Genomic DNA, 23,385 nt, shown 5'->3' with positions numbered 1-23,385 from the left:
CTTTATTTTTTACGATACACGCGTTGTACATCTGGCATCACTCGAATTCGGCGCATAATATCAGCAACATGAATTCGGTTTTTCACGGTAATACCTAAATCAATCACGTATAAATTACTTTCTTTTTCGTCCGTTGCGATTTCGACAATATTAGCTTGAGTCGTCGCAACCACATTGGTTAATTTAGCCAACGCACCTTGGTGGTTAATAATTTCCACACGCAGCGCTGCTATATATTCTTTCTCTGGGTTGTCTTCCCACTTCACGACGAAGTACTTCGAACGCTCGTTGCGCCAACCCTTAATATTTTTACATTCTTGGCGGTGAACCATTAGGCCTTTGCCTTGGCTCATATATGCTGTGATAGCGTCACCCGGCACAGGACGACAACATTTAGCATAGGTTACCAACATGCCTTCTGTTCCGATTATCGCGGCTTTAGCACGTTTAGCAATATCTTCTACCGCATTATCATCTTGCAGTAAACGCTTCGCTATCAATACGCTCATGATATTGCCACAGCCAATCTCAACCAGCAGCTCCAACAAGGTATTGAGGTTATGCTCTTCAAGTACGTTGTCGATTTGCTCTTGAGCAATATCATCTAGCTTATACTCACCCAATGCCGAGTCGAGCAAACGACGGCCTAGTTGGATCGCTTCTTCTTCTTGTTGGCTCTTGAGGTAATTGCGGATCCCAAGGCGTGCTTTACCCGTTACCACAAAGTTCAGCCAAGTAGCGTTAGGGTGTGCACCTGAGCTAGTAATAACCTCGACAGTTTGACCAGTATCCAGCGCTTTACTCAACGGATAAGGCTTACGGTTTACACGAGCACCCACACAGGTATTACCCACATCGGTGTGCACGGCATAGGCAAAGTCTACCGCCGTTGCCCCCATTGGTAGCTCGACAATACGGCCATCTGGCGTAAAGACGTAAATTTCTTCTGGGAATAATTCGGTTTTAACGTTTTCCACAAATTCAAAAGACGAGCCTGCACTTTGCTGTAGCTCAAGCAAGCTTTGCATCCACTGACGCGCACGCTGCTGCGCGGTATGGCCGGCATTATCACCTGACTTTTTATACATCCAGTGCGCTGCTACCCCTTTATCCGCCATATGATCCATATCATGAGTACGAATTTGGATTTCTACCGGAATACCGTGCGGGCCTACCAGCGACGTATGAAGCGACTGGTAACCGTTGGTTTTCGGTACGGCAATATAGTCTTTAAAGCGAGTTTCAATTGGCTTATATAAATTATGTGCAACGCCTAGCACACGGTAGCAAGTATCCAGGTTGTCGACATTGATCCTAAAGGCGTAAATGTCCATCACCTCGTTAAACATTAACTCTTTATTCAACATCTTGCGGTAAATACTGTATAAGTGCTTTTCACGGCCTTTTACAGAGCCTTGAATACCCGCTTCTTCCAATCTAGATTCAATCTCAGACTGAATATTGCTGATCACTTCTTTACGATTACCACGTGCTTTGGCGACTTCTGAACGTAACGCACGATAGCGCATTGGATATAACGCCTGAAACCCGAGATCTTCTAACTCATTTTTAATATCATGAATACCAAGGCGGTTTGCAATTGGTGCATAAATCTCTAATGTTTCGCGGGCAATTCGACGGCGCTTGTCAGGACGCAAAGCGCCTAGCGTTCGCATATTGTGCGTTCGGTCTGCAAGCTTAATAAGGATGACACGAATATCCTGCGTCATCGCCATGATCATCTTGCGATAGTTTTCGGCTTGGAACTCTTTTTTATCTTTGAAGCTCAGTTTATCGAGCTTTGACACCCCTTCCACCAACTCAGCGACCGTATCACCAAAGATCTCCGCTAAGTCGTCTTGGCTAAAGTCAGTGTCTTCAATAACATCGTGCATAAGCGCAGCCATGAGTGTTTCATGATCAAGCCTCATGCTCGCAAGGATCTGGGTTACTTCTACTGGGTGAGTGATATAGGGCTCACCGCTAGAGCGCGTCTGTCCCTCGTGTGCCTCACGGGCCACGACATAGGCTTTTTGCACCAAATCGACGTCTTCTGGTGACAAATATTCTGAGATTTTCTTTTTGAGGCCTTCAAACAGATACATTCACACTCCAATGTTTCAGAGAAGCTATACTCGGCGAGTATAAAACGGGTTACAAGCTAGTTACTTAAGAATATACGATGAAACACCAGCAATGCCAATGAACAATTTATGCCACTAGTTAGGAAGTTAAAGGCGTTACGCGTTGTGTAATTTGCTGGCGATTAATACCAATTGGTATAAAACAATAATGCCAGCAAAAAAGCTGGCATTATTGAATCTAGACAGTGGTTGGATTAGCGATTGCCACCAACGATTGCAGCTACTGCAGCAAGCTCTGCAGCTTCTTGGTGTTGCTGCTCTTCACGGTCGATAATATCAAGCGAGTCAGTGGTTACAAAACCTTGCTCAATTTCACGTAGCGCGATTACGGTTGGCTTGTCGTTTTCAGCATCAACCATAGGATCTTTACCGCCTACAGAAATTTGGCGAGCGCGACGCGCTGCTACTAAAATCAAGTCAAAGCGGTTACCAATTTTATCTACTGCATCTTCTACAGTTACGCGAGCCATCGAAGCACTCCAAATTCAGTTCATTATGCAAAAGGCTAGTTTACTGTATGTCTAGCCTTTCGCCAAGTATTGATGGTTAAAAAACCTCAGGTTTAAAAGTAATTATTTTAGCAAGTCGGCGATAAGTGCTTGATGACGGATAGACTGTGCTTTTTGCTCAAGTCTTGCGGCAATAACAATATGTTCAAGCTCACCACGTGTTTGTTCAAAGTCATCATTGACAAGAATATAGTCAAACTCGTTATAGTGTGAGCTTTCTGATTTCGCCTCAGCCATGCGACCTGCAATTACTTCTTGAGAGTCTTGACCACGACCATTTAAGCGCTTTTCTAGCTCCGCAGTTGAAGGAGGTAAAATAAAGATGGTCTTTACTTCAGGCATCAACTCACGCACCTGACGCGCCCCCTGCCAGTCGATATCTAAAAACACATCAATACCAGCGGCAAGTTGATCTTCTATCGCTTGTTTTGAAGTGCCGTAGTAATTTTCGAATACTTGCGCCCACTCAAAGAAATCGCCTTTATCGATCAGCTGCTTAAATTCATCAACCGAGACAAAATGGTAATGTACGCCGTTTTCTTCGCCTGGACGAGGAGCGCGCGTAGTGTGAGACACCGACACTTTAATATCGTCGTGCTTTTCCAGTAACGCTTTGATTAAACTTGATTTACCCGCACCAGAAGGCGCAGAAAGGATAAACAGATTACCGCGTGTAGGTGATGTCATAGTCATTCTCAACAATAAGTACCGGCCGAGTGGTATTGGTTTACTCAAGTCTGCCGCAGAGCTAAAAGCGGGCATTATACCGAGTAACGTATAAGAATACACTAGGGATGAGAATAAGGAAAAGTCGAGGAATAAATTCAGCGTTGTGAGTAACCCAGAACCTATCACTGTGCTAAATTTATTCCTCTAAAACAGAGTGTTATTTTGCCGCGAAAAGCAGCAGCTCCTACCAAGGTATTCGCCCAGTAGGAGCGAGTTCACCGCGCAATCTTTTAACTGCTCGCCGCGTAAAGCATCTCCTACCAAGGCATTCACCCCGTAGGAGCGAGTTCACCTCGCGATCTTTTAACCACTCGCCGCTTAAAGCATCTCCTACCAATGCATTCACGCTGTAGGAGCGAGTTCACCTCGCGATCTTTTAACAGCTCGCCGCGTAAAGCATCTCCTACCAATGCATTCACCCCGTAGGAGCGAGTTCACCTCGCGATCTCTTAACAGCTCGCCGCGTAAAGCATCTCCTACCAAGATATTCACCCAGTAGGAGCGAGTTCATCTCGCGATCTTTTAACCCCTCGCCGCGTAAAGCGGCGCCTACCAAGGCATTCACCCAGTAGGAGCGAGTTCACCTCGCGATCTGTTTAAAGCAAATCAGCTACGCTGCTACGTACTTCTTCAGGCCATACACCCACTTGCACTTGGCCAATGTGCTGCTTTTGCAACAACAACATCACTAAACGCGATTGGCCAATACCACCCCCAATGGTTTGTGGTAATTCACCCGCAACTAACTGTTGGTGCCAATCTAAGCTCAAGCGTGCTTCGTCATCGGTTAATTTAAGCTGTCTTGCAAGCGAATCAGGACAAACACGAATGCCCATTGACGAGATTTCAAATGCGTCTTCTAGCACTGGGTTCCACACCAAAATATCACCGTTAAGCCCTTGGTATTTGTCGCATGTTGGCGTTGACCAATCGTCATAATCCGGCGCGCGAACGTCATGAATCTTACCGTCACCAAGCTCACCACCAATACCAATTAAAAATACCGCGCCATATTCTTGAGCAATCGCTTTTTCACGTTGCTTGGCTGTGAAATCTGGATACATAGTGCGTAATTCTTCACTGTGCACAAACGTAATTTTCTCAGGAAGGAATGCAGCAATACCAAACTCATCCTCAACCACTTTTTCAGTTGCTTTAATTGAGTGATAAAGGGTTTCTACCGTTTCTTTTAATTTTGCCAGCGAACGCTCACTGTTTTCGCAAATCACCTTTTCCCAGTCCCACTGATCCACATAGACAGAATGGATTGGCGATAGCTTATCTTCGTCAGGGCGTAGTGCTTTCATATGCGTATAGAGGCCTTCGCCTTTAGCAAAACCATAATCGCCTAGTGTTTTACGCTTCCACTTAGCAAGTGAATGCACTACCTCAAACTGCGCATCCGGTAGCGTTTTCACTTTTACCTGCACCGCCTGCTCGTGGCCACTTAGGTTGTCTTGAATACCATCGCCCAAACGCGCCAAAATAGGCGCTTGTACTTCAACTAAACCCAATTGCTCGGTTAGCTGTGCTGAAAATACTTGTTTTACTCGTGCTATCTGTTTTTGTGTCTCTTGATACTTGCTCAACATGGTTAGGTCCTCATTCCCGAATTTGTCGTTTTGTTGAGTCTATATTTAAAGAAAGCGACACAAACATCAACAACCCTCAACAAAAACACCTTTACATAATTATTTTCATCAAAAATATGCTATAAAATTTATATAAACGATAATTGTTAATGGATATTTACATGGAAAATTATGAGATCGACAATCTGGATAGATCCATCCTTCACGCTTTAAAAGAGAATGCACGAACGCCCTACGCGGAATTAGCAAAAAGATTTGCTGTTAGCGCCGGTACCATCCATGTTCGGGTCGAAAAAATGAAGCAAGCGGGGATCATTGAAGGGACTCAAGTGAGCATTAATGCCAAACGACTTGGTTATGATGTCTGCTGTTTTATCGGAATAAACTTAAAACACGCTGGCGACTACCCGGGAGCCATCGCACGTTTAAAGGAATTTGAAGAAGTTGTTGAAGCCTACTACACCACGGGCAATTACAGCATTTTTATCAAAGTGATGGCGCGCTCCATCGACCACCTTCAAGATGTGCTTATTAATAAAGTGCAAACCATTGAGTCGATCCAGTCAACCGAAACGCTGATCTCACTGCAAAACCCAATTCAGCGCACCGTTATGCCCTAGCTTCTTTTTTGTTATAATCGCGGGAATTTTTTGATTAGAGTAGTAAGTAGATGGCTGAGAATAGATTCCATCGTGTAAAAAGCGTATTAGATAGACGCCAAACCGACCTCACAGTGTGCCTAGATGAAGTGCATAAGCACCATAATCTGTCAGCGATTGTGCGTACCGCAGATGCGGTTGGCTGCCACCACGTACACGCAGTATGGCCACAAGATCAAAGACGGTTAACAAACAATACCTCTGGCGGCAGCAAAAATTGGGTTGAAACCCATATGCATGAGGATATAGACCAAGCTGTTGCGACAATTCGTGAACAAAACCCAGGTGTACAATTATTAGCAACCAACCTTAGCGATAGCGCCGTTGATTTTCGTGAAATTGATTACACCAAACCTACCGCTATTATTGTCGGGCAAGAGCGTTTAGGGATCTCAGAGCGCGCACTTGAGCATGCGGATCAGCACATCGTGATCCCAATGCAAGGTATGGTGCAATCACTCAATGTGTCTGTTGCTGCAGCGCTTATTTTATACGAAGCGCAGCGCCAAAGAGATGCAGCCGGACTGTACAAACGTACAGATATGATGGATCCTGTGGTAAAACATAAGTTACTATTTGAAGGATGTCATCCAATCATTGCAACCCGCTGTCGCGAAAAAGGGCTACCTTACCCGGCACTTGATGAGCACGGTGAAATCGTTGCAGACGACGCTTTTTGGGACATTCTTAAGTTTACGCAGAAGAAATAAATAACGCGGATCGCGCTAGAGGATTAGCATGTCGACACCAAATTTGGCCACTTATCCAATCACCGAATTAAAAGGCGTAGGCCCAAAAGCGGCCGAGCGTTTGGCCAAACTTGGCATTCAATCGGTGCAAGACATGTTATTTCACCTTCCGCTACGCTACGAAGATCGTGCGCGTACCTATCCTATCTGCGAGCTGCAAGCGCATAGCCATGTCAGCATTGAAGCCGAGATTGAACGCAGCGAAATCACGCAAGGCAAACGCCGCATGTTGGTGTGTTATGTTAATGATGGAACGGGGCGGATCGCGCTGCGCTTTTTCAACTTTAATGCGGCACAAAAAAATGCCATGCAAGCGGGCAAAGTGATCCGCTGTTTTGGTGAGGTTCGCCGTGGTCACTATGGCTTTGAAATGGCGCATCCAGAATACAGCATCAAAGAGACGCGCTCTGCACCGAGCGATCCGAGTCTTGCGACGCTTACCCCAGTGTATCCTACCACCGAAGGATTAAAGCAACTGAGCATTCGGGCAATTGCCGATCAAGCCGTTGAGTTACTGCGCAAATATGATGTACCAGACTATTTACCAGCGCAATATCGGCCATCGCAGCAAAGCGTAAAAGAGGCGCTGTTATTACTCCACCGTCCACCACAGGAAGTGGATTTAGCGCAATTAGAGCTAGGGCAACATCCCGCGCAAGCACGTTTGGCGTTTGAAGAGTTATTGGCGCAAAACCTCAGCTTGCTTAAGCTTAGGCAAAAAGGCCAAGCGGTAAAAGCGGTTGCACTACCGCCCACCAACCCACTTGAAGCCCAGTTTTTGTCGGCTTTGCCATTTGCCCCCACCAATGCCCAAAGTCGAGTAGTGGCAGAGATCAAAGGCGATTTACAACATCCCTACCCCATGATGCGATTGGTGCAAGGGGATGTTGGCTCAGGAAAAACGCTTGTGGCAGCGCTTAGCGCGTTATCGGCTATCGCGCAGGGTTACCAAATAGCACTGATGGCACCCACTGAGATCCTATCCGAGCAACACGGCATCAACTTCCTTAATTGGTTTGAACCTATGGGCATAGAAACCGTATGGCTGGGTGGTAAAACCAAAGGTAAGGAACGCACTCATGCGCTTGAGCGTATTGCTTCAGGGCAAGCACAGATGGTGGTCGGCACCCATGCGCTATTCCAAGAGCAAGTACAGTTTTCTAACCTTGCGCTTATCATTATCGACGAACAACATCGTTTTGGTGTGCATCAGCGCCTAGCGCTGAGAGAAAAGGGAAAGTTTGGCGATTGCTATCCGCATCAGCTGGTAATGACTGCAACCCCAATCCCGAGAACCTTGGCAATGACGGCCTATGCAGATCTTGAAACCTCAATTATTGATGAGCTGCCACCGGGCAGAACACCAATCACAACCGTCGCCGTGCCAGACACCAGACGCAATGAAGTGATCAAAAAAGTACAAAAGGCCTGTGTTGAAGATAAACGTCAAGTTTACTGGGTATGTACGCTGATAGATGAGTCGGAGGCGTTACAATGCCAAGCCGCAGAAGACACCGCAAAAGCACTTGCCGAAGCCTTGCCTGAACTTAATATTGCGCTGGTACATGGTCGCATGAAAGCACAAGAAAAGCAGACCATCATGGACGAATTTAAACAAGGTCATACCCATGTGCTGGTTGCCACAACCGTGATTGAAGTTGGCGTGGATGTACCCAATGCTAGCCTTATCATCATTGAAAACCCTGAGCGCTTGGGTCTGGCGCAGCTTCACCAATTGCGCGGCCGTGTTGGTCGCGGACAAATCGCATCACATTGTTTACTGCTTTATCATGCGCCACTGTCGGTCACCGCACAAAAGCGTTTAGGGGTGCTTAGAGAAAGTAACGACGGATTTGTCATCGCTGAGCGCGACCTTGAGATCCGCGGCCCGGGTGAAGTGCTTGGTACAAAACAAACTGGATTGGCAGAGTTAAAAATTGCCGATCTTAGCCGTGATAAACATTTATTACCGCAAGTGAGAAGCCTCGCTTTTACCGTGCTAAAAAACCACAGCGATATTGTTGACCCGATTATCTGGCGCTGGATGGGTGATAAAAGCGAGCTGGCAATGGCGTAAGCCTTAAGCGGCAAATGATATAAAGATTGCGAGGTCAACTCGTTCCCACTAACGCGTTTTGTAGGTCGAGATTTATCTCGACAGCATAAGCTGAAACGTCGGAGCCGCTTTATGCGGCGAGCTGTAAAAAGATCGCGAGATGAACTCACTCCCACAAAATGAGTCGGATCTCACAAAATAAACTCGTTCTCACAACTCTCTCATACAAAATAACCCATCGCGCTACGCTTGCTTCTTTTATCAAAGCTTGGCTACCATCTCGCTACATCAACTAAAAAGACTCAAAAATGAATCCTTTACTACGTGCTGTATGCTCCACCTTAGCTGCTTGCGTGGCATCAATCGCCTCAGCTACAGCAGTTTACCCAGATGTACCAGAGCAGATTAATCCATCCGCCAAATACGTTTTTTACTCTCATGGCTATATCGTTGAAGGTGATAATGAAACACCTATTCATAAGCGCTGGGGTAAATATGACTTTCCAGCCATCAAACAAGCATTAAGTGACGATGCCTATACGCTAATTGCTGAGCACCGACCTAAAGGCGTCGCACCAGAAACGTATACAAAAACCTTGGTTAGTAAGGTCCGCAATTTACTGGATGCGGGCGTCAGCGCCAGCAACATTACGCTCGTGGGGTTTTCTCGTGGTGGTGCATTAACGATAATGGCAAGTGATACATTAAAAAATGATGCTATTCACTACGTGGTACTAGCTGGATGCGCTGGGCTTATCAAAAGTAAAACCGAAATTCAGCTCTACGGCAAGGTGTTGTCTGTTTACGAAACCTCAGATCAAGTAGGTTCTTGCGATTTTGTGAAAGCCCGCTCAACAAACCTCAAAAGCTTTACAGAGCTTTCTATTTCAACTGGAAAAGAACACGGCGCTTTCTATCTCCCGAGAGACGAGTGGTTAAAGCCCGTTAAAAGCTGGATTTTAAATCACTAAACAATTAGCGTGGCGTTCTGTCAAAGGAACGCCGTACAGCGCCTTCATTCCACTCCCTTCGATATCTTTAAATCGCACTTTCAAGCAAACAAAACTCTGTTTACTTATTGCACTTTTAAAAATGCTCTCTATAATTGAACCTTATTCGAATGACATTCGAATAAGGTTCAAACTCTAAGGAGAAACGATGGCACCGGCACCTAAATATGATAAAGAAACCCAGCAACGCATGATTTTAAACGCTGCGGAACAATGCATTAATGAGTCTTCAGTCACTGACTTTACAATGGCAAAGGTCTCTTTGCTTGCAGGGTTGTCTATGGGCTCAATATATAAATTTGTGCAGACTAAAGAAGACCTAGTAATGGCGCTGGCCTATGAATCTTTTACCCATACATCCAGTGTTTTTAAGCAAGTGTTATCCTTACCACTTAGCACGCCAGAACGCATGCTCGCGGTGTGTCTTATCTCGCCACAAAAGCTAAAACGCTTCTCTTTTGATTATGAATTGCAGTCCTACTCTACCAATGAGGCGGTGATTAAAAGGGCTTCTGAGTTTTGGACCAATAAAATTATCGAATCCTGTGGTGGCTGTGAAAACGTGTTTAAACAAGCGCTAATTGATGGCATTGAAGCAGGTGAGTTGCAAGCTACACCAGATCTACACGACATGATAGAAGAAATTATCATCACCGGCTGGGCGCTTACCGTAGGATATGAGCAAGTACTGCGCTTGCAACAAACTAAGCAAATTGTTGAGGGCACGGCTTCATTGCTCGCACCACTTGAGCTTAATGACCCTGTTATTCGCAGTACCGTGCGATTACTTAACAGCTATCCATGGCAACAGCCTATCACTCAAGATTCACTGGTACGCATAGAGAAAGAATTGCAAGCGCTCGAGCTTCGTTAACTTAAGGAAATCACAATGAATATCAAACGTTGGCTTATGGCCGTTGTCATCATTCTCATCGTTATTACCAGCCTTGGTTTTGTGAAGTTTACACAAATCCAAGCGGCGATCGCCTTTGGGGAATCTTTCCCAGAGCCCTCCGCTTCGGTAAAAAGCACGTATGTATCAACCACTGAGCATATTAAATCGGTTAAGGTTGTAGGTCAGCTTCATGCCAAGCGCACCGTCACCATTAGTAACGAGTATCCCGGTCTTATCACTTACGTCGGTTTTAAACCCGGTGAACAAGTGGAAGCGAACCAAATATTGTTGCGCTTAGATAGCAGCATTGATGAGGCAAATCTATTAGCGGCTAAAGCGCGAGTAAAGCTTGCTAAATCAACCTATCAACGGGTTGCCAAATTACTAGAACAAAAGCGGATCAGCCCAGATGAGGTGGACAAAGCCGAGGCTGAGGTGGCAATTAATCAGGCAGACGTAAAACGACTAACCACATTAATCGAGAAAAAAACCATACGCGCCCCTTACCCAGGTCAAACGGGGTTAGAGCAATATCAGGTTGGTCAATTACTTGATGCCAATAGCGAAATCACTTTCCTGGTTGGGTTAGACGACAGCATTTGGGTGGATTTCAAAATTCCACAAACCTTACCACAACCTAACATAGGCGAAGACGTTAGCGTGGCAATTTCTAATGCCAGCGGCCAAAAGCCTGCTCGCGTATCAGCCAAAATGCCAATGGTCGATGTCGCATCGCGTCAACAAAGTTATCGTGCTGAGCTACAAAACAGCAATGGCACACTCAGCCATAATCAAATGGTGCTAGTCAATGTACCAACCGAGGTCGTAAGCGCCGCAGTAGTGCCAACCAATGCGATCACGCGCAATCACTTTGGCGAATTTGTTTATGTACTTGAAAAGGACGACAGCCAAAACTGGCGGGCAAAACCGGTAAAAATCACATTAGGCGATAAGGTCAACGATCAGCAACTTGTACTATCTGGCCTGCGTGGTGGTGAATTTATTGCTGCTGAAGGGGCATTCAAGCTACAAGAAAACTTACTGGTTTATACCGATCAGGTTGCTGCTGTTGATGGCAATAACGGAGGCCAGTAATGAGCGCATTACACGAAAATAAGCCGTCTATCATGGATATTTTTGTTAACCGGCCGGTACTGGCGATCGTGGTGTCATTGCTTATTGTGCTAGCGGGCTTTAATGCCGCCCGAGATATATCGGTGCAGCAATATCCAAAAATAGAAAGTGCCTCACTGGTGATCAACACTGTCTATACGGGCGCTGCCGCAGACGTTGTAAAAGGCTATGTTACCGAGCCCATCGAGCGAGTGGCCTCTACCGTTCCGGGTGTCGACTATGTAGACTCAATAACTACCTCGGGACTTAGCAAAGTCACCGCTTGGCTTGAACTTAATCACAGTACCACCGACGCCTTGGCTGAGCTGACTACCCGTTTAAACCAGATTAAGTTTGAGTTACCCAGCGGAGCAGAAGATCCAGCCATTCAAATCGTACGTGCCGACAGCCCATATGCGGTATTCTATCTCGATGTAGAATCTCAAGGTCTGCCACGTAATAACGTGAGCGATTATTTGATCCGTAATGTTGTCCCTTCTATGTCTGATATTCCCGGTGTCCAAAAAGTGACACTGGAAGGTGGCCGCGATCCCGCTATGCGAATTTGGCTTGATACCGAAAAACTCGCTATCTATGGCGTAAGTGCTAGCGATGTATTTGCCGCGCTACAAGCAAACAACACCATTGCAACCTTAGGTTACAGTGAAAATAACAGACAACGCATCGACTTGATGGCCAATACCTCGTTAAAAACGGTAGCCGATTTTAACAACCTAGTGGTAAAAGAAATCGATGGCACGCAACTCAAGCTTGGTAACATCGCCACGGTAGAACTCGGTGAGGCCGAAGGCATGGTAACCGCACGCCTTGATGACCACGATACGGTATTCTTAGCGGTGTGGGCATTACCAGGTGCCAATGAAATCGATATTGGTGACGCGCTATATAAAAAAATTGATGAGATAAATACCATCTTACCCGACGGCATGCATTTAAGAATTGGCTACGATGGCACGCTTTATATGCGTGATTCCATAAAAGAAATCTTCACCACACTTGGGGAAACCGTCCTACTCGTGGGAATTGTTGTACTCGCCATGATGGGCTCGTTTAGAACCGCCATGGTGCCGCTGGTTACCATTCCTATCTCGATTTTAGGCGCAATCGCGGTGATCTCAGCGATGGGTTTTTCACTCAACTTACTGACTATTTTGGCTATCGTGCTTTCTGTTGGTTTAGTAGTGGACGATGCAATCGTGGTGGTTGAAAACGTTGCGCGTCATATGCGCGAAGGCAAACCCAGATTACAAGCGGCGCTTATCAGTTCACGTCAATTACTCGTCCCAATAATTGCCATGACGCTAACCCTTGCTGCGGTCTACGCGCCAATCGGATTTTTAACAGGTTTAACGGGGTTCTTATTCAGAGAGTTCGCATTCACCTTAGCCATTGCGGTATTAATCTCTGGACTGGTTGCTATTACCTTGTCGCCCATCATGAGTGCTTACGTTAACCCTGAAGGCGGTAAAGAAGGTAAATTAACGCAAAAGGTCAATGGCTATTTTGATCGATTACAAGCGTTCTACTTTCGTGCGCTCGATACCTTGTTTAAGTGGCGTCCACAGGTCTTTTTTGTCGCTATCGTGTTCTCTTTATTGTCGGTGCCGTTTTACCTGTTATCACAAAAAGAGTTAGCCCCCATCGAAGATCAAAGCAGTATTCAAGTCGTAGTGGAAGCACCACCTGAATCTTCTCAAGCTTATACTTCAGCGAAAATGAATGACACTGCCGAGGTCATGAACGCCACTGAAGGCGCTGAGTTTACTTGGCAGATTATTACGGCGGCAGCGGGTTTTGGTGGTGTAGAGCTTGCACCATTTGATGAGCGAGAAAACTCAGTACACGACTTACTATACGACCTATACGGCCGGTTAGGCAGCGTGACTGGGCTAAGTTTATTCCCTATTCTACCAGCATCGCTTCCTACCGCAGGGCAGTTTGACGTTGAAGTAGTATTCCGTGCCAGTGACGACCCAACCGCGATGAAGCAGTACGCTGATGAGATTATTCAACGGGCAACCGCCAGTGGCAGCTTTATGTTCGTCAATACCGACCTAAAAATCGACCTGCCGCAAGCCGAGCTTGAAATCGACCGAGAGCTGGTTGCAGACTTAGGTCTCAGTTTGTCGTCGGTAAACGAGCAACTTAGTATTTATATGTCGAATAATTTTGCCAACTACTTCAACAAAGAAGGCAAAGCCTACCGCGTCATTCCCATTGTGGGCAACGGCGAAAGGTACAATCCTGAGAACATTCTTAATATGCAAGTAAGAACGGATGCTGGCGATCTTATTCCAATTTCAGCATTTGCTACCTTGCGCACCTTCACAAGCCCGAGAGTGCTTGGCTCATTCAACCAGCAAAACTCGTTTAGAATATTGGCAGGCACACTACCGCACATTACCAAAGAGCAAGCGCTCACACAGGTTGAAGAAATTGCGGCAGACGTCTTACCGAGCCATTACTCTATTGACTACGCTGGCGAATCAAGACAGCTAAGAAAAGAAGGCAACACCATGGTTGGCGTACTCCTATTTGCCATGATAGTGGTGTTTTTCTTACTGACTATCCAGTTCAACAGCTTTAGAGATCCGCTCGTGGTACTACTCGGCTGCGCACCACTGGCACTCGCAGGTGCATTGATGCTGCCGTTTTTATCACTCACGACCGTCAACATTTACAGCCAAATCGGCCTAATCACGCTCATCGGTTTAATAGCCAAAAATGGCATCTTGATTGTTGAATTTGCGAACCATTTACAGCTTGAAGGTAAATCGAAATTTGAGGCGGTAAAAGGGGCTGCAGCCACACGTCTAAGACCCATCCTAATGACCACTGGTGCAACCGTGCTTGGTCACTTCCCGTTGGTATTGGTAACCGGCGCAGGCGCAGAAGCGCGCAACAGCATAGGTATTATCTTAGTCGCTGGCATGCTCATCGGTACTTTCTTCACTTTGGTTGTCTTACCGCTACTTTATGAAAAGCTAGCCAGCGATCACCGTGGCGAAGCCGAAACCATTGAAACCTACCCTGAAGCGCAGTTGGTAGGCAAAGTAAGTATGATGTGATAACTGACTAACAACCAAAAGGACACTAAGTGCCATACTTAGTGTCCTTTTTGATTGGTAAACCCTTTCTTTTGATAAGCTATAATTTATTTCAATCTATAGCCGCTTTTGAGCGTGATTTGGGCTAACAAGCCTGTCCGCATGCCCAACCGGAGCTCCACGAGTATTGGAAATTATAGCCCCCGAGCCATCCGGTGACATCGGTGACTTCGCCGATAAAGTACAGGCCTTTTTGTTTTTTAGCTTCGAAGGTTTTTGAGCTTAGTTCGTCGGTATCTACACCACCTAACGTAACCTCTGCGGTGCGATAACCCTCTGTGCCATTTGGTTTTATTTTCCAGCAGGTGAGAGTTTCAGTAAGCTTTTCAATCTCAGTGTGGCTGAGTTGGTTGGCGTTTTTATCTGGGATGCTACCGTCGCTGATTAGGGCTTCAATAAAGCGCTTTGGTAAAATGGTCGAAAGCAAGTTCCTCAAGCTCTTTTGCCCTTGTTCACTGCGCCAGTCATGGAGTTGTGCTTGCACATCTAGATCAGGTAGTAAATTGATGCTAACAAACTCGCCTGCTTTCCAAAATGAGCTGATCTGCAAAATTGCAGGGCCAGATAAGCCTCTGTGAGTAAAGAGAATATTTTCTCTAAATTGGATACCGCTTGCGCTGGTCACTAGGCTATCTACGCTAATACCAGACAAACCGTCAAAGCGTGCTTTGTCGTGATCATGGAGTGTAAATGGTACAAGCGCTGCCGTGGTTGGTAATACAGTTAAGCCAAATTGCTCCGCTATTTTGTAGCCGATTGGCGTTGCGCCAAGTTTTGGCATGGTTAAGCCACCTGCGGCGATCACCACTGACTCGCAGTTGAAGGTTTGAGTTGTGGTTTTGACTAAGTAGCGGCCATCGCTTTGATGCTCAACCGCTAATACTTCTTGACGTAAATGGAGTGACACGCCCGCCCAGTCACATTCGGTAAGAAGAATATCTACGATGTCTTGCGCGCTATTGTCGCAAAACAATTGTCCAAGCGTTTTATGGTGATAAGCAAGGCCATGGCGGTCTACCAATTCAATAAAATCATGTTGGGTATAGCGGCTCAAACACGACTTTACAAAGTGTGGATTTTTACATAGATAGTTAGCAGGTGAAGCATTTTCGTTGGTAAAGTTACAGCGGCCACCACCACTGATCAAAATTTTACGGCCAGGCTTTTTCCCCATATCAACCACTGCAACTTGTCGCCCTCGGTATCCAGCCTGTGCAGCACACATCAATCCAGCAGCACCTGCGCCGATAACGACCACCTCTATTTGTTGCATAAACTCACTCAACTTTTTATCTAAGATTTCTACACTTACCGTTTTGCCAACAGTTTAGCTTTAAGCGGCAAAATCGCGACCAAGCGAAAATTATACCTAGATTCTTTATCTAATCACAGCTGCGAATACCAATAGTCACCCGAATACCTTTTAAACACTTGTAAACATTATGTCAGCGTTATCATTTCTCAAAATTTAAAAAACAAGAAAATACAACTAAAACAACCCAATAAATCCACCCTTTAGTACTAAAAAAGTATCCGCTCTATTGGCTACAAAAGCTTCACAAAGTTAAAAACACTATTTTGTTTACAGTCATTTACAATGTAACTGAAATTTATTCTCTCTCTCACAAAAATGAAAAATATCGATTAAAAACAATACAGTAAGAATTTTTTATAGCCATTTATCCATCCACATATAACTAAAAAATTAGTGCAAATAACAAAACAGCGCTTTCTTTTTTTTAACTAGGAGTTTACTTTCACTGACCATCAGCTTTTTATTAACAGCTGAACAACAAGTTAGAAACTAGGGAAACATTATGACAATCAATAAAAACTTTAAGCGCGCTGCACTAAGCGTCGCAGTGAGCGCTTTATTCACTGCAACAGCAGTTACAGCCGCACCAGCACAATCAATCGGCCAAGATGCAGCGCTTGCAGCAACGGCACAAAAACTATCATCACAAGGCACGCTTGGTACACAGTTCATCATCAAGTACAAAGATGCTGGTTCGCAAATGATGGGCCTTTCAGCTACGGATCTTGCTCCTGCTAAAATGCAACAACGTGCAGAAAGCTTTGTACAAGGCTTTAAGAGCACTAAAGCGAGTGCTCGCGCTCAGTACGTACGCCCAATGGCTCTTAGCAATCACCACGTTATGCGTGCTGACAAAAAGCTATCAGCAAAAGAAGCACAAGCATTCATGAACGAAGTGATGGCTTCTGGTAATGTTGAATACATCGAAATTGACCAAATGCTAAAGCCATTCGCAACGCCTAACGATCCTCGTTATAACGATCAATGGCATTACTACGAAGCTGCTGCTGGTATTAATGCCCCTGCAGCGTGGGATAAAGCAACAGGTCAAGGTGTGGTAGTTGCGGTACTAGATACAGGTTATCGCCCACATTTAGACTTAGATGCCAACATTCTGCCTGGCTATGACATGATCTCTAATACCTTTGTTGCTAACGATGGTGGCGCACGTGACAACGATGCTCGTGACCCTGGTGATGCAGTCACTCGCGGTGAATGTGGAACTGACTCTTCAGGTCAACCTGTACCACGCGCGGATCAAGACTCAAGCTGGCATGGTACACACGTAGCGGGAACAGTTGCTGCGGTAACAAATAATGGTGAAGGTGTAGCTGGTGTTGCATACGACGCTAAAGTAGTGCCTGTACGTGTTCTTGGTAAATGTGGTGGTTTAACGTCTGATATCGCTGACGGCATCATTTGGGCATCTGGCGGCTCGGTATCTGGTGTGCCTGCAAATGCTAACCCTGCTGATGTTATCAACATGAGTTTAGGTGGCGGCGGTGCATGTAGCGCAACCACACAAAATGCAATCAACCAAGCACGTAACAACGGTACAGTCATTGTTATTGCGGCAGGTAACGATAACGATAACTCAGCAAACTACAACCCAGGTAACTGTAATGGCGTAGTAAACGTAGCATCTGTAGGTCGTGATGGTAGCCGTGCTTACTACTCAAACTATGGTGCAAACATCGACGTTGCCGCTCCGGGTGGCGCGCAAAGTTTTGCTGATGATCCAGAAGGTATCTTGTCTACGCATAACTCAGGCTCTGGTGCACCTTCAAATGATAGCTACCATTACTCACAAGGTACGTCGATGGCGGCACCTCACGTTGCGGGTGTTGCTGCGCTAATCAAGCAAGCTAAACCATCTGCTACGCCTGACGAAGTAGAAACTATCTTGAAAAACACTACACGTAGCTTCGCTGGTAGCTGTTCAAACTGTGGTACGGGTGTTGTTGATGCAGCCGCTGCGGTAAATGAAGCTTTAGGCGATGTTGTCACACCACCTACAGGTAATACTCTTGAAGATGGCGTTGCAAAAACGGGTCTAAGCGGCGCGGCTGGCAGCAATCAATTTTTCACTTTTGACGTACCTGCTGGAAAAACCAATGTGACCTTCACCATGAGCGGTGGAACAGGTGATGCTGACCTTTATGTAAAACTTGGCAGTCAACCAACTTCAGGCAGCTATGACTGTCGCCCATATGAAGGCGGTAATGCCGAAGTTTGTAGCTTTGACGCACCTCAAGCTGGTACATACCATGTAATGATTAACGGCTATAAAGCTTATTCAGGCGTAAGTTTAGTTGCGGCAACTTCGGGCTCTAGCACAGGTGGTCCACAAGCAGGTGGCGGTACAATTGAAGATATTTCAGCTTCAAGCGGCCAGTGGGTTCATTACACAATCGAAGTACCAGAGGGTATGAGCGACTTCACCGTGAAAACATTTGGTGGCTCAGGTGACGCTGACTTATTCGTTAAGTTTGGCTCTCAACCTACAACAAGCAGCTATGACTGTCGTCCATACGAAAATGGTAATACCGAGACTTGTGTAATCACTAATCCACAAGCGGGTACATGGCACCTAAGCGTTAATGCTTACCGTACGTTCTCGGGTCTAACCTTAGACGCGCAGTACAAGCCATAAGCAAAATTTAGTAGGCTCAGATTGAGTCTTCTTTCCCCAACGAGAGGCCGCATTTGCGGCCTTTTTTAATTATTTCGAGTTCAACTTGCAGTAGTCGAGATAAATCTCGACCTACAACACGCGCTGGTGGGAACGAGTTTACCTCGCGATCTTTTAACTGCTCGCCGCGTAAAGCGGCTCCTGCGTTTTGGCTTATGCTGTCGAGATAAATCTCAACCTACGGCACTCGATGCTGGGTGTGAGTTTACCTCGCGAACTTTTAACTGCTCGCCGCGTAAAGCGACTCCGACGTTTCAGCTTATGCTGTCGAGATAAATCTCGACCTACAAGACGCGCTGGTGGGAACGAGTTTACCTCGCTAGCTTTTAACTGCTCGCCGCGTAAAGCGACTCCGACGTTTCAGCTTATGCTGTCGAGATAAATCTCGACCTACAAGACGCGCTTGTGGGAACGAGTTTACCTCGCTAGCTTTTAACTGCTCGCCGCGTGAAGCGGCTCCGATGTTTCAGCTTATACTGTCGAGATAAATCTGGACCTACGGCACTCGATGGTGGGTGTGAGTTTACCTCGCGAGCTTTTAACTGCTCGCCGCGTAAAGCGGCTCCGACGTTTCAGCTTATGCTGTCGAGATAAATCTCGACCTACGGCACAATCCTGATTACTGTAAACCTAAAGTGCCCCTGATCTCCCGCATTTTCTCTTTAAGGCTTTGTTGAATTTGCTGAACTTGCTCATGTGAGCTATTAACCTGGCCTTTCATGCTATCCATGGCGTGGCCAAAGGTATCTAAGAGATCTGATTGCTGATTGGCAAGATCCATTGCATGGGCGGCAACTTGGTTGGCGCTCTGTGCACTCTCTGCCACACCTTCTGAGTTGCGTTTCAACTCTTGTGCATGGCCAGTTTGCTGCTGTGCCTCATCTGCCAAAGCCGAGATTTGTGTCGATACTTTGTTTGAATTATCACTCAAAACATTTAATTGCTGGTGAATATCAGTCAGTGAGGCTTGTGTTTGCTGTGCAAGCTTTCGTACTTCATCCGCAACGACCGCAAACCCGCGGCCATGCTCACCTGCACGCGCCGACTCAATCGCCGCATTAAGCGCGAGTAGATTTGTTTGTTCTGCGATGGAGCTGATCATGTCAATCACTTTACTCACATCTGAAACACCATTAAGTAATTCATTTAAGCTCTCTAATCCCTGCTCTACCCGCTTTTGCGTGGTAGATGAAGCGCTCAACATAGCATCCGCATAGGACACACTTTGTGTCATTGCTTCAAAGGTGTTATTGGCATTGTCGGCAACTTGTGCGTTGATTTGATTGGCATCTGCCCCAAGCGCTTTAAGCGAGTCAAGCTGTGCTTGGTTTTGCTCCACCTGCTCAAACGTGTTTCCAGCTTGTGCAGAGATCTGCGCCAAGTTAGTGTTCATCTCTTCCATAAAGGTATTTATCACACTCAGCATTTCTGAGCGTTCGTCCGCTTCCGCTCGCTGCCTATCGATTAACTGATTAAAGTAACTCGCAATTTCACCAATTTCAGTGTCTTGGTTTTTACTTTCAATATTGCGTAGCTCATTACTTTCGATTAGCTGAGCAAAGCCATCGCGTAGTTGTCTCAGCGGAGTTAATACTTGATTGAACTGCACAAAATACACACCACCCGCAAGCAGTACAAGTAACCCAATTGCCACACCAAACAGCATAAATACATTGGTTTTTACGTCAGCCTGCTCAGTTTTTAAGTTGGTTTCTGCTTGTAGGATATTCTCGGAGATTGCTTTAATGTCACCTCGCAGTGCCAGCATGCCTGCTTGGCGTTGTTTGGACTGCTGTAAGGTATTTTCTAAGTCGCGGGCATAACGTTTAGGCCAGCTCACAAGCTCCGCTTTTATTTCTAGCGCTAAGTCTTCCGCTTGTGCACCTAAAAATAGCTCGTCTTCGTCTACCTCACTCATTACCCCTAAGTTTTCGAGTCGGTCTATTCGCGCGGCAATATCCTGCAAACGGCTTAAACTCGACATCAAACTCTGCTCGGTCTGCTGTTCGTAAGCCATGACTAATTGGTAGGTATATAAGCTCAAATTCGAGACTTCGCTAAAATAATCTGAAGCGAGATTAAAATAGGATTCTTTGGCGGCACTATCTTGTGCTTTAATTGCGTACTTAACGAGACTCGATGCTGAACCTGACATTTGTCTGAGCGCATTATCCAACAGCGCAAGTTCATTACCTGAGAGCTTGCCGAGTGCTCGATATTTACCTGCAATATCCTGTTGTAGTTGTGTGAGTTTAGTTTTAAGTTGCTCAGCAAGCGCTGGTGGCAACTGCTCTACACTTTGCTGTAATGCTTTGATTTGTTCATCAGCCTTACTTAAATACTGGCTATCGCCCGCACTCAAGTAATCTTCTACTGTACCCTCAAGCTCGATGATCACCGCATTTTTAACTTGATTGTATGCGGCGTCTTGCACATCAAGCTCAGTTAACACTTGGCTTGCCCAAAACAGACTCGCCCCAAGTAGAATACTCGCTGTCGTCAGTAATATTGCCAATAACCGAGTAAAAGTAGACACGCGCATAGAATCACAACCCCTTTATCAAAATGCTTCGCAAGAGTATTAAGGATTTATGACAACTTAATTAAATCTGGTTACCTTTCCTGTACAATTGTGCAAAACCATACTTTTTACGTATATCCATCTAGATATCTACTGAACAAAATTAAATCAGGTAGTGGTGTGCTATTTCATCGCGGCATTAACATAAACGTCAAAGCGGTTTTTCTTGGTTTTTATTTGCATGCTTGGCGTTTTATCATTTAAGAAGCCAGCGTAGTCTGGACGTTTTACCACAACTCTTTTAGTGGCTAACTGCAAAGCAAAAGGCAAAAGTGCGTCCGCATCTAAGTCATTGCCAACTAAGTCTTGAAATACTCGCATTTCTTTCTTCACTTGCGCTGACTTTTCACGATGCGGAAACATAGGATCAAGATATACTACATCCGGACGCCAACCCGCTTGCTCTAGCAAGTCATGGCTGGAGCCAAACTCCAGCCGCATAGTTGACCGCACCCATTCGCCAATTTCAGCATCTTGATAGGCGCGTTGCAAGCCGTCATATAGCAGCGCTGCGACTATCGGGTTACGCTCGTGTAACACTACTTTGCAACCCATAGACGCAAGCACAAAGGCATCGCGTCCAAGTCCCGCAGTTGCATCCAATACTGTAGGCACAGCACCTTTATTTAAGCCCACCGCTTTTGCAATTGCTTGTCCTTTGCCACCACCAAATTTGCGTCGATGAGCAACTGCGCCAGTCACAAAATCAACACGAATAGCGCCGAGCTTTGGTTCATCTTTTTTGAATAACTGTAAGCCTAGTTCATCATAGACCAATTGAAACTCCGCCTCGTTAATAGTGAGGGTGGATAAATTAAACAGCTTAGTTAGCGTATCTAGGTAGGATCTGTTTTCTTCAAAAGGGGTGTGAATATACAAGCTAAGCTCCCAAGGGTTACCAACCGTGGCAGTATACCCCTTTCCCTTTCTAGTGTCTTTGATTATCCAGTGGCTTAAAACAGTTCAATATCAGCCTGCGACGCCACTTCATTCTCACCCCAAGGTTTCGCTATTTTGTTTAAACTCTCTATAAGCTGCTGGCGTACCTCAGTCACTTCTCCTAACTTATATTTAATTATGGTTAGCTCATCGCTTAAATAAGTGAAGTGCTCATAGAGTTCTTGCAACCGTTCTCTTTCACTTGGCTCTAAGACTGCAAGCTTGTCGCTTTCCAGCACCGTCTGAAACTCAGCAACTTTGCCACTGTAATGATCGCCAACGCCGCTTAAATGATCGCTCAGCTCAGCAAATACCTGCCCGATATGTTCCACTTTATTGAGCGCATCTTCACTGACTTCCATGTCTCTGATTTTGGCATCAGTGGCTTCCAGTATGTGCGGAAACAAATCTTTATAGCGACCATAAACCGCAACATCGTCCACTGGCATGTTTTTAATCAGTAAAGAGACTTTAGGATAGTTAATGATAGTTCTGCGACCAAAATCAACAAAGCGACTGCCATCTTTGTGTTTCTCAAATAGCTCTTGTTCTATCGGTTGAATAGCACCTTCACTGGAGTAAAACATCGCGTCTTGGTGGTACCAAAAAGCCACCGCAACATCGAGCTCCATCGGCATAAAAAATTCTAAAAAATGAGCGCTCAAAGTATTGAGGTCATGCGCGTGATACGACTGCCCAACGTAGCGCATTATACGACCCATATCACCAGAGTCGGTCATGGCTATTTCGGCTGTGGTTTGGGCGCGCTGTACGTCTTGTTTGAGCTGCGACGAGGTTTTTCTGTAGTCATCAAGAACATTAATACGCGCTAACAACTCTTCGGCGTTAAAGGGTTTGACTATGTAGTCGGCAGCGCCGGCGTTGTAGCCCCGCATTCGCTCTGAAATATCGGCACGAGAAGACAAAAACATAACTGGGATCTCAGTGGTGTCCTCTAGTTTTTTGAGTTGCTCACATACCTCAAAGCCCGACAGTCCAGGCATCTCGACATCAAGCAAAATAATATCCGGACGGTATTTTTTAGCCAACCGTAAGCCTTCCTCGCCATTTTTCGCATGTAATATTTTGCACGTACGCGATAGCGCCTCATCAACAATGTGATGGACGAGTTTGTCATCATCAATGGCAAGAACCAGTTTCGTCATGTGGCTTTCCCTATTAATTCATATCTTTATAGAATAGTCAGAGATATTGAATTTGCTAACAAAAAGTCACACTTTCTAAGACAAAAAAAACGCCTTCAGAAGAAGGCG

Annotated in this window: 16 protein-coding genes; 8 read left to right on the top strand and 8 right to left on the bottom strand. The window is 45.7% G+C overall.

Annotated features, from left to right (window positions below):
* Positions 1 to 2 precede the first annotated feature (2 nt).
* From spoT to asnA, 4 genes are all read right to left on the bottom strand, one after another.
* Positions 3 to 2,105 (bottom strand): bifunctional GTP diphosphokinase/guanosine-3',5'-bis pyrophosphate 3'-pyrophosphohydrolase, encoded by a 2,103-nt coding sequence (gene spoT / locus NO992_RS06235; RefSeq protein ID WP_010605866.1) that lies wholly within the window; start codon positions 2,103 to 2,105, stop codon positions 3 to 5.
* Positions 2,106 to 2,338: 233 nt separating this feature from the next.
* Entirely contained in the window at positions 2,339 to 2,614 is a 276-nt protein-coding gene (gene rpoZ / locus NO992_RS06230; RefSeq protein WP_010374289.1) for a DNA-directed RNA polymerase subunit omega, read from the bottom strand.
* Between the two features lie 102 nt (positions 2,615 to 2,716).
* The gene (gmk, locus tag NO992_RS06225; protein ID WP_099030438.1) at positions 2,717 to 3,340 is read right to left on the bottom strand and encodes a guanylate kinase; all 624 of its coding nucleotides are present in this window, start codon (positions 3,338 to 3,340) and stop codon (positions 2,717 to 2,719) included.
* 638 nt (positions 3,341 to 3,978) lie between these two features.
* Positions 3,979 to 4,974, bottom strand: coding sequence for an aspartate--ammonia ligase (asnA, locus tag NO992_RS06220; protein ID WP_371375227.1), 996 nt, complete (start codon positions 4,972 to 4,974; stop codon positions 3,979 to 3,981).
* A gap of 161 nt (positions 4,975 to 5,135) precedes the next feature.
* On the opposite strand from asnA, the gene asnC reads away from it, so the two are divergent.
* From asnC to NO992_RS06185, 7 genes are all read left to right on the top strand, one after another.
* On the top strand, positions 5,136 to 5,594 hold the full coding sequence (asnC, locus tag NO992_RS06215) for a transcriptional regulator AsnC (protein WP_010374296.1): 459 nt from the start codon (positions 5,136 to 5,138) through the stop codon (positions 5,592 to 5,594).
* A 50-nt stretch (positions 5,595 to 5,644) separates the two neighbouring features.
* Entirely contained in the window at positions 5,645 to 6,343 is a 699-nt protein-coding gene (trmH, locus tag NO992_RS06210) for a tRNA (guanosine(18)-2'-O)-methyltransferase TrmH (protein ID WP_010605868.1), read from the top strand.
* 28 nt (positions 6,344 to 6,371) lie between these two features.
* The gene (gene recG / locus NO992_RS06205; RefSeq protein ID WP_371375224.1) at positions 6,372 to 8,459 is read left to right on the top strand and encodes an ATP-dependent DNA helicase RecG; all 2,088 of its coding nucleotides are present in this window, start codon (positions 6,372 to 6,374) and stop codon (positions 8,457 to 8,459) included.
* 287 nt (positions 8,460 to 8,746) lie between these two features.
* Positions 8,747 to 9,409: an alpha/beta hydrolase gene (locus tag NO992_RS06200; RefSeq protein ID WP_371375220.1), complete on the top strand. Its 663-nt coding sequence runs from the start codon at positions 8,747 to 8,749 to the stop codon at positions 9,407 to 9,409.
* A gap of 187 nt (positions 9,410 to 9,596) precedes the next feature.
* Positions 9,597 to 10,322: a TetR/AcrR family transcriptional regulator gene (locus NO992_RS06195; RefSeq protein WP_010605871.1), complete on the top strand. Its 726-nt coding sequence runs from the start codon at positions 9,597 to 9,599 to the stop codon at positions 10,320 to 10,322.
* A gap of 15 nt (positions 10,323 to 10,337) precedes the next feature.
* Complete coding sequence (locus tag NO992_RS06190; protein ID WP_371375217.1) at positions 10,338 to 11,438, top strand: efflux RND transporter periplasmic adaptor subunit; 1,101 nt, start codon at positions 10,338 to 10,340, stop codon at positions 11,436 to 11,438.
* Positions 11,438 to 14,545 carry an efflux RND transporter permease subunit gene (locus NO992_RS06185; protein ID WP_371375214.1) on the top strand — a complete coding sequence of 1,036 codons (3,108 nt, stop codon included), beginning with the start codon at positions 11,438 to 11,440 and terminating at the stop codon, positions 14,543 to 14,545. The genes NO992_RS06190 and NO992_RS06185 overlap by 1 nt, the downstream gene beginning before the upstream one ends.
* A 124-nt stretch (positions 14,546 to 14,669) precedes the next feature.
* Here NO992_RS06185 and NO992_RS06180 read toward each other — a convergent pair whose 3' ends face one another.
* The gene (locus NO992_RS06180) at positions 14,670 to 15,857 is read right to left on the bottom strand and encodes an NAD(P)/FAD-dependent oxidoreductase (protein WP_371375211.1); all 1,188 of its coding nucleotides are present in this window, start codon (positions 15,855 to 15,857) and stop codon (positions 14,670 to 14,672) included.
* A 544-nt stretch (positions 15,858 to 16,401) separates the two neighbouring features.
* On the opposite strand from NO992_RS06180, the gene NO992_RS06175 reads away from it, so the two are divergent.
* Positions 16,402 to 18,552, top strand: a complete 2,151-nt coding sequence (locus NO992_RS06175; protein WP_371375209.1) for a S8 family peptidase — start codon at positions 16,402 to 16,404, stop codon at positions 18,550 to 18,552.
* A 658-nt stretch (positions 18,553 to 19,210) separates the two neighbouring features.
* On the opposite strand, the gene NO992_RS06170 is transcribed toward NO992_RS06175, so the two are convergent.
* From NO992_RS06170 to NO992_RS06160, 3 genes are all read right to left on the bottom strand, one after another.
* Complete coding sequence (locus tag NO992_RS06170; protein WP_371375205.1) at positions 19,211 to 21,133, bottom strand: methyl-accepting chemotaxis protein; 1,923 nt, start codon at positions 21,131 to 21,133, stop codon at positions 19,211 to 19,213.
* A gap of 162 nt (positions 21,134 to 21,295) precedes the next feature.
* Positions 21,296 to 22,051 carry a class I SAM-dependent methyltransferase gene (locus NO992_RS06165; RefSeq protein ID WP_371375202.1) on the bottom strand — a complete coding sequence of 252 codons (756 nt, stop codon included), beginning with the start codon at positions 22,049 to 22,051 and terminating at the stop codon, positions 21,296 to 21,298.
* 74 nt (positions 22,052 to 22,125) lie between these two features.
* Entirely contained in the window at positions 22,126 to 23,277 is a 1,152-nt protein-coding gene (locus tag NO992_RS06160) for a PleD family two-component system response regulator (RefSeq protein WP_371375198.1), read from the bottom strand.
* Positions 23,278 to 23,385 lie beyond the last annotated feature (108 nt).

It is taken from the genome of Pseudoalteromonas sp. DY56-GL79, assembly GCF_041414765.1.
In the GTDB taxonomy this organism is placed as follows: Bacteria; Pseudomonadota; Gammaproteobacteria; order Enterobacterales; family Alteromonadaceae; genus Pseudoalteromonas; species Pseudoalteromonas piscicida.
Note: the sequence above shows the minus strand (reverse complement) of the source record. Positions and strands in the feature narration are given on the sequence as shown.

Coding starts and splice junctions, on each gene's coding strand:
- spoT (WP_010605866.1), bottom strand. CDS start 2,105: ATGTATCTGTTTGAAGGCCTCAAAAAGAAAATCTCAGAATATTTGTCA.
- rpoZ (WP_010374289.1), bottom strand. CDS start 2,614: ATGGCTCGCGTAACTGTAGAAGATGCAGTAGATAAAATTGGTAACCGC.
- gmk (WP_099030438.1), bottom strand. CDS start 3,340: ATGACATCACCTACACGCGGTAATCTGTTTATCCTTTCTGCGCCTTCT.
- asnA (WP_371375227.1), bottom strand. CDS start 4,974: ATGTTGAGCAAGTATCAAGAGACACAAAAACAGATAGCACGAGTAAAA.
- asnC (WP_010374296.1), top strand. CDS start 5,136: ATGGAAAATTATGAGATCGACAATCTGGATAGATCCATCCTTCACGCT.
- trmH (WP_010605868.1), top strand. CDS start 5,645: ATGGCTGAGAATAGATTCCATCGTGTAAAAAGCGTATTAGATAGACGC.
- recG (WP_371375224.1), top strand. CDS start 6,372: ATGTCGACACCAAATTTGGCCACTTATCCAATCACCGAATTAAAAGGC.
- NO992_RS06200 (WP_371375220.1), top strand. CDS start 8,747: ATGAATCCTTTACTACGTGCTGTATGCTCCACCTTAGCTGCTTGCGTG.
- NO992_RS06195 (WP_010605871.1), top strand. CDS start 9,597: ATGGCACCGGCACCTAAATATGATAAAGAAACCCAGCAACGCATGATT.
- NO992_RS06190 (WP_371375217.1), top strand. CDS start 10,338: ATGAATATCAAACGTTGGCTTATGGCCGTTGTCATCATTCTCATCGTT.
- NO992_RS06185 (WP_371375214.1), top strand. CDS start 11,438: ATGAGCGCATTACACGAAAATAAGCCGTCTATCATGGATATTTTTGTT.
- NO992_RS06180 (WP_371375211.1), bottom strand. CDS start 15,857: ATGCAACAAATAGAGGTGGTCGTTATCGGCGCAGGTGCTGCTGGATTG.
- NO992_RS06175 (WP_371375209.1), top strand. CDS start 16,402: ATGACAATCAATAAAAACTTTAAGCGCGCTGCACTAAGCGTCGCAGTG.
- NO992_RS06170 (WP_371375205.1), bottom strand. CDS start 21,133: ATGCGCGTGTCTACTTTTACTCGGTTATTGGCAATATTACTGACGACA.
- NO992_RS06160 (WP_371375198.1), bottom strand. CDS start 23,277: ATGACGAAACTGGTTCTTGCCATTGATGATGACAAACTCGTCCATCAC.